At 43.8% G+C, this 14,010-nt stretch carries 15 protein-coding genes, 1 rRNA gene and 1 riboswitch; of the genes, 13 read left to right on the top strand and 3 right to left on the bottom strand.

What is annotated here, in order from left to right; translation table 11 throughout:
- Window positions 1-92, top strand: a 5S ribosomal RNA gene (gene rrf / locus LD028_RS13050); the annotation flags it as partial.
- 128 nt (window positions 93-220) lie between these two features.
- Here rrf and LD028_RS13045 read toward each other — a convergent pair.
- Entirely contained in the window at window positions 221-610 is a 390-nt protein-coding gene (locus LD028_RS13045; protein ID WP_006323577.1) for an Hsp20/alpha crystallin family protein, read from the bottom strand.
- A gap of 151 nt (window positions 611-761) precedes the next feature.
- Window positions 762-863, top strand: a riboswitch (purine riboswitch).
- Between the two features lie 107 nt (window positions 864-970).
- Between LD028_RS13045 and purE the strand changes: the two genes are divergently transcribed.
- From purE to purD, 12 genes are all read left to right on the top strand, one after another.
- Window positions 971-1,459 (top strand): 5-(carboxyamino)imidazole ribonucleotide mutase, encoded by a 489-nt coding sequence (purE, locus tag LD028_RS13040; RefSeq protein WP_006323579.1) that lies wholly within the window; start codon window positions 971-973, stop codon window positions 1,457-1,459.
- On the top strand, window positions 1,443-2,591 hold the full coding sequence (gene purK / locus LD028_RS13035; RefSeq protein WP_237810529.1) for a 5-(carboxyamino)imidazole ribonucleotide synthase: 1,149 nt from the start codon (window positions 1,443-1,445) through the stop codon (window positions 2,589-2,591). Before purE ends, purK begins: the two co-directional genes overlap by 17 nt.
- The gene (purB, locus tag LD028_RS13030; RefSeq protein WP_237810530.1) at window positions 2,588-3,880 is read left to right on the top strand and encodes an adenylosuccinate lyase; all 1,293 of its coding nucleotides are present in this window, start codon (window positions 2,588-2,590) and stop codon (window positions 3,878-3,880) included. The genes purK and purB overlap by 4 nt, the downstream gene beginning before the upstream one ends.
- Window positions 3,881-3,948: 68 nt before the next feature.
- Entirely contained in the window at window positions 3,949-4,671 is a 723-nt protein-coding gene (gene purC, locus LD028_RS13025) for a phosphoribosylaminoimidazolesuccinocarboxamide synthase (RefSeq protein ID WP_237810531.1), read from the top strand.
- Window positions 4,659-4,913 carry a phosphoribosylformylglycinamidine synthase subunit PurS gene (purS, locus tag LD028_RS13020; RefSeq protein ID WP_006323591.1) on the top strand — a complete coding sequence of 85 codons (255 nt, stop codon included), beginning with the start codon at window positions 4,659-4,661 and terminating at the stop codon, window positions 4,911-4,913. Before purC ends, purS begins: the two co-directional genes overlap by 13 nt.
- Window positions 4,910-5,596 carry a phosphoribosylformylglycinamidine synthase subunit PurQ gene (purQ, locus tag LD028_RS13015; protein WP_237810532.1) on the top strand — a complete coding sequence of 229 codons (687 nt, stop codon included), beginning with the start codon at window positions 4,910-4,912 and terminating at the stop codon, window positions 5,594-5,596. Before purS ends, purQ begins: the two co-directional genes overlap by 4 nt.
- Window positions 5,580-7,802 (top strand): phosphoribosylformylglycinamidine synthase subunit PurL, encoded by a 2,223-nt coding sequence (gene purL, locus LD028_RS13010; protein ID WP_237810534.1) that lies wholly within the window; start codon window positions 5,580-5,582, stop codon window positions 7,800-7,802. Before purQ ends, purL begins: the two co-directional genes overlap by 17 nt.
- Window positions 7,778-9,205, top strand: a complete 1,428-nt coding sequence (gene purF / locus LD028_RS13005) for an amidophosphoribosyltransferase (RefSeq protein ID WP_237810535.1) — start codon at window positions 7,778-7,780, stop codon at window positions 9,203-9,205. The genes purL and purF overlap by 25 nt, the downstream gene beginning before the upstream one ends.
- On the top strand, window positions 9,168-10,205 hold the full coding sequence (gene purM, locus LD028_RS13000; protein ID WP_237810536.1) for a phosphoribosylformylglycinamidine cyclo-ligase: 1,038 nt from the start codon (window positions 9,168-9,170) through the stop codon (window positions 10,203-10,205). The genes purF and purM overlap by 38 nt, the downstream gene beginning before the upstream one ends.
- On the top strand, window positions 10,202-10,804 hold the full coding sequence (gene purN, locus LD028_RS12995; protein ID WP_237810537.1) for a phosphoribosylglycinamide formyltransferase: 603 nt from the start codon (window positions 10,202-10,204) through the stop codon (window positions 10,802-10,804). Before purM ends, purN begins: the two co-directional genes overlap by 4 nt.
- Window positions 10,782-12,317, top strand: a complete 1,536-nt coding sequence (purH, locus tag LD028_RS12990; protein ID WP_237810538.1) for a bifunctional phosphoribosylaminoimidazolecarboxamide formyltransferase/IMP cyclohydrolase — start codon at window positions 10,782-10,784, stop codon at window positions 12,315-12,317. The genes purN and purH overlap by 23 nt, the downstream gene beginning before the upstream one ends.
- Before the next feature lie 15 nt (window positions 12,318-12,332).
- The gene (gene purD, locus LD028_RS12985; RefSeq protein WP_237810543.1) at window positions 12,333-13,613 is read left to right on the top strand and encodes a phosphoribosylamine--glycine ligase; all 1,281 of its coding nucleotides are present in this window, start codon (window positions 12,333-12,335) and stop codon (window positions 13,611-13,613) included.
- Here purD and LD028_RS18115 read toward each other — a convergent pair.
- Both LD028_RS18115 and LD028_RS12980 read right to left on the bottom strand, forming a co-directional pair.
- Complete coding sequence (locus LD028_RS18115) at window positions 13,576-13,680, bottom strand: EYxxD motif small membrane protein (protein WP_004888776.1); 105 nt, start codon at window positions 13,678-13,680, stop codon at window positions 13,576-13,578. The genes purD and LD028_RS18115 overlap by 38 nt on opposite strands.
- Before the next feature lie 45 nt (window positions 13,681-13,725).
- Complete coding sequence (locus LD028_RS12980; RefSeq protein ID WP_049753973.1) at window positions 13,726-13,989, bottom strand: YgaP family membrane protein; 264 nt, start codon at window positions 13,987-13,989, stop codon at window positions 13,726-13,728.
- Window positions 13,990-14,010 lie beyond the last annotated feature (21 nt).

Here is a 14,010-nt window from a genome sequence, read left to right as displayed (position 1 = left end):
CACCCGTTCCCATCCCGAACACGGAAGTTAAGCTCTCCAGCGCCGATGGTAGTTGGCGGGACACCGCCTGCAAGAGTAGGACGTTGCCGGGCGGACATGGTAAGTTAGAGGGCATCTCGACTTTGTTCTCTAACTTTTTTTGTCCATGTATTTGCGTTTAACGCTTTTACAATCCTCTCCCCCATAGTGAAGAGCTAACCAGCATTGGTTAGCTCATTTTTTATTTAATTTCTACTTTTCTCTTTATATGATCAGGAATAAGGCGATGAAGCTGAATAAAAAGCAACCCATTCTCGTATACAGCTTCCACTTTTTCACCTACAGGAAAAGGAAGTTGTATTACTCGTTCAAACGGTCCTTGTGTAATTCCTTCCTCAATTAATTCAAATCCTTCAAAATGTAATTGAACATTTGCTTTGATCTCCAATGTATTGTAATGAATATATACTTCTGCATCATGTACATTCTCTAAACCGGGGATGGCAACGACAACAAGCAACTCATGATCACGACGATACATATTGATGCCAGATGAATGAGAAGAAAAGGTATTTGATGCATTCCAAAAAGGATTAGAAAAAAATGCTTCCCATTGTTTTGTCCAGTCCACTGTTTTCCTCCTCTCTCTTTTTCTTTTACTATACGATGAAATGGATCAAAGGGTGAACTTTAAGTAAAATCCGAACATTAAATATTAAGTTTATAAAAATGTTCGATTTTATGTTGACATGATGGAAAAATGACTGGTAAGATGAAAGTAAGTGAATACATGATTGAACCCTCATATAATTTTGGGAATATGGCCCAAAAGTCTCTACCCAATAACCGTAAATTATTGGACTATGAGGGAAAGGATCTTATTGGCTTTTTTCACCCTAGGGGCGAAATATGTCCAGAACGATGCTTTCCCTTATGATCGAGGGACGTCGTTCTGGATTTTTTTCTGAATGATAAAAAGAGGTGAGTGTAAATGCAGCCACTTGTCGCTGTCATTATGGGAAGTCAATCGGACTGGGAAACGATGCGTCATGCGTGTGATATATTAGAAGAATTGCATATTCCATTTGAGAAAAAAGTTGTTTCAGCCCATCGTACACCAGATTTTATGTTTACATATGCTGAATCGGCTGAAGAGCGAGGAATTAAAGTCATTATTGCTGGAGCGGGAGGAGCTGCGCATTTACCGGGAATGGTAGCAGCAAAAACAACATTACCGGTTATCGGTGTACCAATTATGTCTAAGACATTGAACGGTCTTGATTCATTGCTTTCTATTGTCCAGATGCCAGGTGGAGTACCGGTAGCAACGGTAGCGATCGGAAAAGCAGGAGCCATAAATGCGGCATTGCTTGCTGCATCGATACTCGGTACGTATGAACCAACATATATGGAGGCATTACGGGCACGTCGTGAAACGATTCGAAAACAAGTGATGGAAAGTAGTGATCAGCTTGACTAAAATGATTGTTCCGGGGCAAACGATTGGCATTATTGGCGGAGGACAACTAGGAAGAATGATGGCGATCGCTGCGAAAGAGATGGGGTTTTTCGTTGCTGTACTCGATCCTACCCCACACTCTCCATGTGCTCAAGTCGCTGACATTGAAATTGTTGCTTCATATAGCGATGAACGAGCATTATGTCAGCTAGCTGAAGTAAGTGATGTCATCACCTATGAATTTGAAAATATTGATGCGGATGCATTGAATCGATTAGCAGAGAGAGGATATGTGCCTCAAGGAAGCGAGCTTCTTGCGATTACACAACATCGTTGGAAAGAAAAGAGAGCCGTTCAGTCTGCTGGCTTACCTGTTGCGCCTTATCGTCTTGTATTCAAAGAAGAGGAACTAGAGGAAGCGATTCGAGAGATAGGCATTCCATCTGTATTGAAAACGTGCCGTGGTGGATATGATGGAAAAGGGCAAGTTGTCATTCGTTGTTTAGATGATGTGCATAAAGCTCGTTCACTTTTAGCCAACGGTGAGTGTGTGTTAGAAGCATGGGTTCCTTTTGTAAAAGAATTATCCATCATCGTTGTACGCAATGTTTCTGGTGATATGGCGTTGTTTCCTGTCGTTGAAAACATTCATCGCGACAACATTTTACATGAAACGATTGCGCCGGCTCAGGTGAGTGAACGCATTATCGAACAAGCTGAAACATATGCGAAACAGTTAGCAGAAGCGTTCCAACTTGTAGGGACGTTAGCGATTGAAATGTTTTTGACTAAAAACGGACAATTGTATGTGAATGAACTTGCCCCTAGACCGCACAACTCAGGTCATTATACAATAAACGGTTGTATCACATCGCAATTTCAACAACATATTCGCGCCATTTGCGATTGGCCGCTTGGCAGTACGAAATTGTTAAAACCGGCAATGATGGTCAATGTGTTAGGAGAACATGTGGGTGCTGTGATTCGCAACATCGCTCAATTGGGTGAGGCACACGTTCATTTTTATGGCAAAAAAGAAGCAAAGCCGAAGCGGAAAATGGGACATATCACATGGTTGGTTGACGATGTCGATGCGATGCAACGAAAAATAGACGAATTTTCCATTTGGACAGATCGGAGGATGAACGTATGATTGAACGTTACACAAGACCTGAAATGGGCGCCATTTGGACGGAAGAAAACCGTTTTCGTGCTTGGTTGGAAGTCGAAATTTTAGCATGTGAAGCATGGGCGGAGTTAGGTGTCATTCCAAAAGAAGATGTGGAAAAAATCCGCCAACATGCGTCTTTTGACATCGACCGCATAAAACAAATCGAAGAAGAGACACGCCATGATGTTGTTGCCTTTACGCGTGCGGTATCAGAAACGCTAGGAGAAGAACGAAAATGGGTACATTACGGCCTTACGTCTACGGATGTGGTTGATACAGCATTATCATACTTATTAAAACAAGCAAATGAAATTTTATTGCGTGACTTAGAGAACTTTATTGCTGTATTAAAAGAAAAAGCGATTGAACATAAATATACGGTCATGATGGGGCGGACACACGGTGTTCATGCTGAGCCAACGACATTTGGATTAAAATTGGCGCTTTGGTATGCCGAAATGGAGCGAAATTTAGAACGTTTCAAGCAAGCAGCCGAAACGGTACGCGTTGGAAAAATTTCTGGTGCTGTTGGTACGTATGCCAATATCGATCCGTTTGTTGAGCAGTACGTATGTGAAAAACTTGGCTTACAGCCTGCGCCTATTTCGACGCAAACGTTACAGCGTGATCGTCATGCCCACTATATGGCGACGCTCGCTTTAATTGCCACATCGATTGAAAAATTTGCTGTTGAAATTCGAGGATTGCAAAAAAGTGAAACGCGTGAAGTGGAAGAATTTTTCGCTAGAGGACAAAAAGGTTCATCAGCGATGCCACATAAACGCAATCCGATCGGTTCAGAAAATATGACAGGAATGGCTCGCGTTATTCGCGGTTATATGTTAACGGCGTACGAAAATGTACCACTTTGGCATGAGCGTGACATTTCGCATTCGTCAGCGGAGCGCATTATTTTACCGGATGCAACGATTGCTTTAGACTACATGCTAAACCGCTTTACAAATATCGTGAAAAACTTGACCGTATTCCCTGAAAACATGAAGAAAAATATGGATCGCACGCTCGGACTTATTTATTCTCAGCGCGTGTTGCTAGCGCTTATTGACACAGGTATGACGCGCGAGGAAGCGTATGATCTTGTACAACCAAAGGCGATGGAAGCATGGGAAAAACAAGTGCCGTTCCGCTCGTTAATTGAAGCAGACGAAGTGATTACAAGTCGTTTAACGAAGGATCAAATCGCAGATTGCTTCGATTATAACTATCATTTAAAACATGTTGATACGATTTTTAGCCGACTTGGCTTATAGTAGGTAAGGCATTTGCCTTGCCTACAGACTAAAAGTTCCTAATATTCTGTATAAATGGGGGAGAAAATATGGAAAAGCAATACCTTCTATACGAAGGAAAGGCGAAAAAAGTGTATGCAACGAATGAGAAGCATGTATTATGGATCGAGTATAAAGATGAGGCAACAGCATTTAACGGCGAAAAAAAAGCAACGATTGTTGGCAAAGGAAGACTAAATAACGAGATTACAAGTTTACTATTTTCCTTGTTGCATGAGGCAGGTGTAAGCAATCATTTTATTCGCAAAATATCTGATACTGAACAGCTTGTGCGACGAGTGACGATCATCCCCCTCGAAGTTGTTGTCCGCAATATTGTCGCCGGTAGTTTAGCAAAACGCATCGGTTTAGAGGAAGGAACCGTGATGAAAAAACCGATTGTAGAATTTTACTATAAAAACGACGACTTAGGCGATCCCCTATTAACGGAAGATCATATCGCTTTGTTACAGCTCGCCACTCATGATGAGCTTTTGCACATGAAACAGATGGCGTTACGCATTAACGACATTTTAACTTCTTTATTTCGTTCATGTGACTTACAGCTCGTTGACTTCAAATTAGAGTTTGGAAAAGATGAAACGGGAGCGGTATTGTTGGCGGATGAAATTTCCCCAGATACGTGTCGATTATGGGATGTACACACGAAAGAAAAATTTGATAAAGATGTATTTCGTCGTGATTTAGGCGACTTAACAGAAACATATACGAAACTTTTACAACGATTAGGAGGATTATCATGTACAAAGTAAAAGTGTATGTCACATTGCGTGAAAATGTATTAGATCCACAAGGCAATGCGGTAAAAGGAGCATTGCATAGCTTAAACTATCGTGAAGTGCAAGATGTACGGATCGGGAAGTTTATGGAGTTACTCGTCGAAAAAAGTGATCGTAACATCGATGCAGTTGTGAAAGAGATGTGTGAAAAGTTACTTGCGAATACCGTCATTGAAGATTATCGCTACGAGATTGAGGAGGTTGTCGTTCAGTGAAATTTGCAGTCGTTGTATTTCCGGGCTCCAATTGTGATGTCGATATGTATCATGCCATTTCAGATGAACTAGGGGAGGAAGTTGAATACGTTTGGCATGATGTGGATAGCTTAGATGATTTTGATGCCATTCTTTTGCCGGGCGGCTTTTCGTATGGGGATTATTTACGCTCTGGAGCGATTGCACGCTTTTCTAACGTGATGAAGGCGATCAAAAAAGCAGCCGATGAAGGCAAGCCGATTTTAGGTGTATGTAACGGATTTCAAATTTTACTTGAAGCAGGACTTCTCCCAGGTGCGATGCGACGCAACAATACGTTAACGTTTATTTGCCGTCCGGTAAAGCTTCGTGTCGAAAATAACGAAACGATGTTTACATCGCAATACGAGCAAGGAGAAGTGATTACAATCCCCATTGCGCACGGAGAAGGAAACTATTATTGTGATGAACAAACGTTACAACAGCTTATCGCTAATAACCAAATTGTTTTTCGGTATGAGGGAGAAAATCCAAACGGCAGTTTATTCAACATTGCGGGCATCGTGAATGAAAAGGGAAACGTGCTTGGTATGATGCCACACCCTGAGCGAGCTGTTCATGAGTTGCTTGGAGGGGCAGATGGTTTAAAACTGTTTCAATCAATTGTGACGTATTGGAGGGACGCACATGTCGTTACTACTTGAGCCAAGTCCAACAATGATTAAAGAACAGAAGATGTATCGTGACATGGGATTAACAGATGAAGAGTTTGCGATGATTGAGCGTATTCTTGGACGTTTGCCTAATTATACAGAAACGGGCATTTTTTCTGTCATGTGGTCAGAACATTGTAGCTATAAAAATTCGAAACCCGTATTAAAAAAGTTTCCGACTGAAGGGAAACATGTGCTCCAAGGACCAGGAGAAGGCGCTGGTATTGTCGATATTGGAGATGGATTAGCGGTAGCATTTAAAATTGAAAGCCATAACCATCCATCTGCGATTGAGCCGTATCAAGGGGCTGCCACAGGTGTTGGGGGAATTATTCGCGATGTCTTCTCGATGGGGGCAAGACCAATTGCGTTATTAAACTCGCTCCGCTTTGGCGAATTAACGTCACCGCGTGTGAAATATTTATTCGAGCGCGTTGTCGCAGGGATTGCGGGATATGGAAATTGTGTCGGTATTCCGACCGTTGGTGGTGAAGTGCAATTTGATGCGGCGTACGAAGGAAACCCGCTTGTCAATGCGATGTGCGTCGGGGTGATTCGACATGAAGATATTCAAAAAGGAATCGCATCAGGCGTTGGAAATACAGTTATGTATGTTGGCGCGAAAACGGGGCGTGACGGCATTCATGGGGCGACATTTGCATCGGAAGAATTAACGGAACAATCTGAACAAAAACGGCCAGCTGTGCAAGTCGGGGATCCATTTATGGAAAAATTGCTTCTTGAAGCGTGTTTGGAAGTCATTCATTGCGATGCACTCGTTGGTATGCAAGATATGGGGGCGGCCGGTTTAACAAGCTCGTCGGCGGAAATGGCAAGCAAAGCAGGTTCTGGCATTGAACTAAACTTAGATCTCGTTCCACAACGTGAAACAGGAATGACACCGTATGAAATGATGCTGTCTGAATCACAAGAACGCATGCTTCTCGTTGTGAAAAAAGGTCGCGAACAAGAAATCATGGATGTATTTTCAAAATATGGACTAGAGGCAAAAGCGATCGGGCGTGTCACAGATGACCATATGTTGCGTTTGTATCATCGCGGGGACGTAGTTGCCGAAATTCCAGTTGATGCGCTGGCGAAAGATGCTCCTGTTTATCATAAACCGTCGCAAGAACCGGCGTATTATCGTCAGTTTCAAGCGACGGAATATGTACCGAAAGTGGATAATTATGAAGAAGCGCTGCTTGCGTTGTTAAGCCAGCCGACGATTGCAAGTAAAGAATGGGTATATGAGCAATACGACTATATGGTGCGGACAAACACGGTTGTGGCTCCAGGATCTGACGCAGCTGTTTTACGCATTCGTGGCACAAATAAAGCGTTAGCGATGACAACGGATTGTAATTCTCGTTACGTATACTTAGATCCAGAAGTCGGTGGGAAAATTGCGATTGCAGAAGCAGCACGAAACATTGTTTGTTCTGGGGCTCAGCCACTTGCTGTCACCGATTGCTTAAATTTTGGTAATCCAGAGAAGCCTGAAATTTTTTGGCAACTTGAAAAAGCAGTAGAGGGAATGAGCGAAGCGTGCCGTATACTTGAAACGCCTGTCATTAGCGGAAATGTATCGCTTTATAATGAGACGAACGGTGAAGCCATTTATCCGACACCGATTGTCGGGATGGTTGGTATCGTTGAACATATTAGTCATATTACGACACAAGCATTTAAACAACCTGGCGACTTGATTTATGTCATTGGGGAAGCTAAGCAAGAATTTGGTGGGAGCGAGCTACAAAAATGGCTAACAGGTCGTATTTTCGGCAAAGCTCCAACGATTGATTTACATGTGGAAGCGAAACGACAACGCCAACTTCTCGCTGCCATTCGAGCTGGGGTTGTAGCGTCAGCACACGATGTATCAGAAGGGGGCTTAGCTGTTGCCCTTGCGGAATGTTTAATGAGCGCAAAAGGTTTAGGTGCACGTGTGGCGATCAGTGGCGACGTCGTTTCTGAACTGTTTAGTGAAACGCAATCCCGCTTTGTTGTTTCTGTGAAAAAAGAGGATCAGCAAACATTTGAACAACTTGTTCAAGCGGTACGTATCGGGGAAGTGACCAATGACGGAACGCTCCATGTGACAGCCGGGGGTACGTGCATTCTCCACGTTCCAGTAGAAACGATGCGAAATGTATGGAAAGGAGCTATTCCATGCTTGCTGAAATCAAAGGATTAAATGAAGAATGCGGAATTTTTGGCATTTGGGGACATGAAGAAGCAGCGACGTTGACATATTACGGACTGCATAGTTTACAACATCGTGGTCAAGAAGGAGCGGGAATCGTTGTCGGTGGAAATGGAACGCTCCAGTTTCATAAAGGACTTGGTTTAGTGACGGAAGTATTTGGTCGTGGGGAATTAGCGCAATTAACGGGCATGGCTGCGATCGGCCACGTCCGTTACTCTACTGCTGGTGGGGGCGGATATGCAAATGTTCAACCGCTTTTATTCCGTTCCCAAGGCGGTAGTTTGGCGCTTGCGCATAACGGAAATTTAGTGAATGCCGATGAATTGCGCTTCCGTTTAGAACAACAAGGGAGCATTTTTCAAACGACGTCTGATACCGAAGTGCTTGCTCATTTAATTAAGCGTAGTGATGAGCCGGTTTTAAAAGAGCGAATTAAAGAAGCGTTAACACATTTACGTGGCGCTTTTGCCTTTCTTATTTTAACGGAAACGGAAATGTATATTGCGCTTGATCCACATGGTTTTCGTCCTTTATCGCTTGGGCGCTTAGGTGAGGCGTACGTTGTGGCATCGGAAACGTGTGCGTTTGATGTCATTGGTGCGACATATGAGCGGGAAGTGGAGCCAGGAGAGCTCATTATGATTAATAAACAAGGGATTCGTTCCGAGCGTTTCGCCCCTAAAGTAGCTCGCTCCATTTGTAGTATGGAATATATTTATTTCGCTCGCCCGGACAGCAATGTGGACGGCATTAACATTCATACAGCGAGGAAAAATCTTGGCAAGCGGTTAGCATTTGAAGCACCTGTTGAAGCAGACGTTGTTACAGGTGTGCCGGATTCGAGTATTTCGGTAGCCATTGGTTATGCGGAGGCAACAGGCATTCCATATGAGTTAGGGTTAATTAAAAATCGGTATGTTGGACGGACGTTTATTCAGCCATCGCAGGCACTTCGTGAACAAGGTGTAAAAATGAAATTATCGCCTGTTCGTGGAGTTGTAGCTGGGAAGCGAGTTGTCATGGTTGATGATTCCATCGTACGTGGAACGACGAGCAAGCGTATCGTGCGCATGCTTCGTGAGGCAGGGGCGACCGAAGTGCACGTACGCATTAGCTCACCGCCGATTACGCATCCATGTTTTTATGGCATCGATACATCAACGAAAGAAGAGCTTATTGCGGCTAACCATACGATCGAACACATTCGACAGCTCATTGAAGCGGACTCTCTTGCTTTTTTAAGTCCAGAAGGGCTTTTGCAAGCGATTGGAAGACCAAACGATTCAGCAAACTGTGGGCAATGTTTAGCTTGTTTTACAGGACAATATCCGACGAAGATTGGAGGAGAGCATGTTGGCACATGTGTACAAACAAGCCGGTGTGAATATTGAAGCTGGATATGAAGCGGTAGAGCGGATGAAAAAACATGTCGCCAAAACTGCCCGAATCGGTGCACTTGGAAGCTTAGGTGGTTTTGGAGGAATGTTTGACCTCTCTTCGCTCGGGTATAAACAACCTGTCCTTGTATCTGGAACAGACGGTGTAGGGACGAAACTAATGCTTGCATTCGCCCTAGACCGGCACGATACGATCGGAATTGATTGCGTAGCGATGTGCGTAAACGATATTGTCGTACAAGGAGCAGAGCCGCTTTTTTTCCTTGATTACATCGCTTGCGGAAAAGCGGTGCCTGAAAAAATCGAACATATTGTAAAAGGAATTTCTGATGGCTGTGTCGAAGCAGGGTGTGCCCTCATCGGGGGGGAAACAGCGGAAATGCCGGGCATGTATCCCGAAGATGAATACGATGTAGCTGGGTTTGCCGTCGGAGTAGTGGAAAAAGAAAAACTTGTTACAGGAGATGCGATTGTTCCTGGTGATGTGCTGATCGGTTTAGCTTCAAGTGGCTTGCATAGCAACGGATATTCGCTCGTTAGAAAAATTATAAAAGATGCGAATTTGCAATTGGATCACGTATATGAACCATTTGCTCACACGCTTGGTGAAGAACTATTGACCCCTACACGCATTTATGTTCGAGCAGTACTTGAAGCGTTAAAACAATTCCATATCAAAGGGATGGCGCATATTACAGGAGGAGGTTTTATCGAAAACATTCCACGTATGTTGCCGAATGGATTGCAAGCCGAAATCGATTACGGTTCATGGCCGATTCCATCAATTTTTAACTTTTTACAACAATACGGACAGCTACAGCGAATCGATATGTTCAATATTTTTAATATGGGCATCGGGTTTGTATTAGCGGTTGATAGCCGTGTTGTGTCAGACGTTGTACAGTTGCTTGAAGCGTGTGGAGAAGAGGCGTACATTATCGGTCGTGTAAAAGAAGGAACGGGTGTATCATTTGCTGGAGGAAAAATCGAATGAAGCGGATAGCTATTTTTGCTTCAGGAAGCGGCACGAATTTTCAAGCGATTGTTGATGCCGTAAAAAAAGGAGATATTCAAGCCGAAGTGGCGCTTCTTGTATGTGATCGACCGCAAGCGAAAGTGATTGAACGAGCGATGCGTGAACACGTGCCGATATTTGTTTTTAACCCTAAACAATATGAAACGAAACAACAATTTGAACGTGAGATTTTACAACAACTACAACAAAAAGAAATCGACTTAGTTGTTCTTGCTGGTTATATGCGGCTTATCGGTCCAACGCTTTTACAGGCATATCCGAACAGAATTGTAAACATTCATCCCTCTCTTTTGCCGGCGTTTCCAGGAAAAGATGCGATTGGCCAAGCGTATCGCTACGGTGTGAAAGTGACAGGGGTTACAGTGCATTACGTTGATGAAGGAATGGATACGGGACCAATTATTGCGCAACGGGCACTATATATTGATGACGGAGAACTATTAGAAAGCGTTGAGCGCCGCATTCATGAAATTGAACATGTGTTGTATCCGCAAGTCATTCAACAATTGTTGACGGAGAAAGGGAGTACAAAGGATGAAAAAGCGAGCGATCATTAGCGTATCAAATAAAAAAGGAATTGTTACGTTTGCTAAACAACTAGTTGAGTTAGGTGTTGAAATTATTTCAACGGGCGGAACGAAACGCGTATTGGCGGAGCATGGCATTCCGGTCGTAAGCATTTCTGATGTGACAAACTTCCCAGAAATTTTAGACGGACGGGTAAAAACATTGCACCCAAATATTCACGGTGGACTGTTAGCTGTTCGAGATGATGAAACGCATAAAAAACAGTTGCAAGAGCATGCCATTACGCCGATCGATTTTGTTGTTGTCAATTTATATCCATTTCAAGAAACGATCGCAAATCCGAACGTAACGCTGATGGAAGCGATTGAACAGATCGATATTGGCGGACCGACGATGCTTAGGGCAGCAGCGAAAAATCACGCTTATGTGACAGCGGTTGTGGATCCAGCTGATTATCACTTAGTCATTGAACAACTGAAACAATACGATGAAGTGTTGCTTGAGACGAGACGGGCGTTAGCTGCAAAAGTATTTCGCCATACTGCAGCGTACGATGCGATGATTGCACAATATTTGACAAACGTCGTTGGAGAAACGTATCCGGAAACGATGACGATGACGTTTGTGAAAAAACAATCGTTACGATATGGTGAAAATCCACATCAAACGGCTGCATTTTACGAAAAACCGCTCAGTTCACCATTTTCTATTACAAAAGCGAAGCAATTACATGGAAAAGAACTGTCTTACAACAACATTAACGATGCCAATGCAGCTTTACAAATTGTAGGGGAATTCGCTGAACCAGCGGCGGTAGCGGTGAAACATATGAATCCGTGTGGAGTCGGCGTTGGCAAGACGATCGCTGAAGCGTTTCAAAAAGCTTACGAAGCCGACCCAACGTCCATTTTCGGTGGCATCGTGGCGCTTAATCGTGAAGTTGACGAACAAACGGCTGCGAAATTACATGACATTTTTTTAGAAATTGTTATCGCTCCGTCATTTACAGAACAAGCGCTAGAAATTTTAACGAGAAAGAAAAACATTCGTCTGTTAACGATCGATTTTGAAGCAGAAAGGAAAAAAGAACCATTTGTCGTATCGGTACGTGGGGGACTACTTGTTCAAGACGAAGACACGTATACAATTGATGATGCGACATTGCGAGTTGTTACAGAAAGAAAACCGACAGAAGAAGAATGGTCGAATTTAACGTTTGCTTGGCGTGTGGTGAAGCATGTCAAATCGAATGCGATTGTACTCGCGAAAAACGGGATGACGATAGGTGTCGGCGCTGGACAAATGAACCGTGTAGGTGCGGCAAACATCGCAATAGAACAAGCCGGCGATCGTGCGAAAGGTGCTGTACTAGCATCTGATGCGTTTTTCCCGATGAGCGATACCGTTGAGGCAGCTGCACAGGCGGGAGTGACTGCCATTATTCAACCGGGCGGTTCGATTCGCGATGAAGATTCTATTCAAAAAGCAAATGAATACGGTATTGCGATGATATTTACAGGAGTACGCCATTTTAAACATTAAAGGAGGCGACAAATGATGAAAGTGCTCATTATCGGGCGCGGTGGTCGCGAACATGCACTTGTATGGAAAGTAGCCCAAAGCCCGCTTGTCACTCGTGTATATGTGGCGCCAGGAAACGATGGGATGAATAGTATGGCTACGCGCGTTCCGATTGCGGAAACGGATGTTGAAACACTTGTGCAGTGGGCGAAAAAAGAAGCAATCGATTTGACGATCGTTGGTCCGGAAGCTCCGTTGTTAGCGGGTATTGTCGATCGTTTTGAAGATGGAGGATTGCGCATTTTCGGTCCAAAACAGCAAGCCGCGTTGATTGAAGGAAGCAAAGCGTTTGCAAAGGACATGATGAAAAAGTACAACATCCCGACGGCAAATTATGCGACGTTTACAAATTACGATGAAGCTGTTCAATATGTGCATGAACAAGGAACCCCGATTGTGATTAAAGCGGATGGACTTGCAGCGGGAAAAGGTGTCACGGTAGCAATGACGATCGACGAAGCGCTTCATGCGTTGCATGATATAATGGTCGCCAAAAAGTTCGGTGAAGCTGGTGCCCAAGTTGTCATTGAGCAATATTTACAGGGCGAAGAATTTTCCTTGATGACGTTTGTGCATGGAGAACGAGTGTATCCAATGGTTATCGCCCAAGATCATAAACGTGCATTCGATGGCGATCAAGGACCGAACACAGGAGGGATGGGCGCGTATTCCCCTGTTCCGCAAATTAGTGAACAAATAGTGCGTGAGGCGGTTGAAACAATTGTAAAACCGATCGCGAAGGCGCTGAAACAAGAAGGTTGTGCATTTACAGGATTTTTGTATGCCGGCTTAATTGCAACCGAACAAGGACCGAAAGTAATAGAGTTTAATGCACGATTTGGCGACCCGGAAGCACAAGTGATTTTACCGCGGTTACAAAATGATCTTGTTGAGGTCATTGTCTCGCTTTTGGAAGATCGACCGATCACGTTGCATTGGAGTGACGAAGCAACGATTGGGGTTGTGTTGGCGGCGAAAGGATATCCTGAACAATATGAAAAAGGTGCTGTTATTCGTGGTCTAGAACGTATAACGAGAGCACAAATTTTCCACGCTGGCACAAAACGTGTGGACGATGAGTGGGTAACAGATGGGGGACGAGTGCTCCTTGTTGTGGCGAGTGGGAACACGTTGAAAGAAGCACAACGTCTTGTGTATGAACAAATTCAGAACATTGACTGTGCCCAACTTTTTTATCGACGTGATATTGGCAATAAAGCTATCGCGCACGTCGCTTGCGAACGTATACAAAACTAAGGGCAACGATGCTGCCAATTAAAAGAATAAGAATAAAGAATGTATCTGTTATATATTCAGCAATCATACTTTCTCTCCTTTCCCCCCTTGTATGCATACAAGGGGGTTATTGTTACGAAGGGTTAACTGGCTCAATCGGAATCGCTTTCTCTTTCTCATTGTTGCTGTCACAATGGCATTGATATCGTTCAAACAAAGCCATCACAGGACAAAAACGAACGATACCTTCTGCGATTTTCATCGCAGCGAGCATCATGACCCAAATATACGATTCACGCCACGGTTTGCGAGAAAAATTGGCAGTTGCCCAAGCTAGCATCGTAAATCCGCATGTGATGCGAATCATCGCATTGATGATACCGATGTTTTGTTTCATATTCATCCTCCTTTTTGTTTG

The organism is Anoxybacillus sp. LAT27 (assembly GCF_022030075.1).
GTDB classification, from domain to species: Bacteria; Bacillota; Bacilli; order Bacillales; family Anoxybacillaceae; genus Anoxybacillus; species Anoxybacillus kestanbolensis.
The sequence above is the reverse complement of the archived record's forward strand: the minus strand, read 5'-3'. Positions and strand labels throughout refer to the sequence as shown.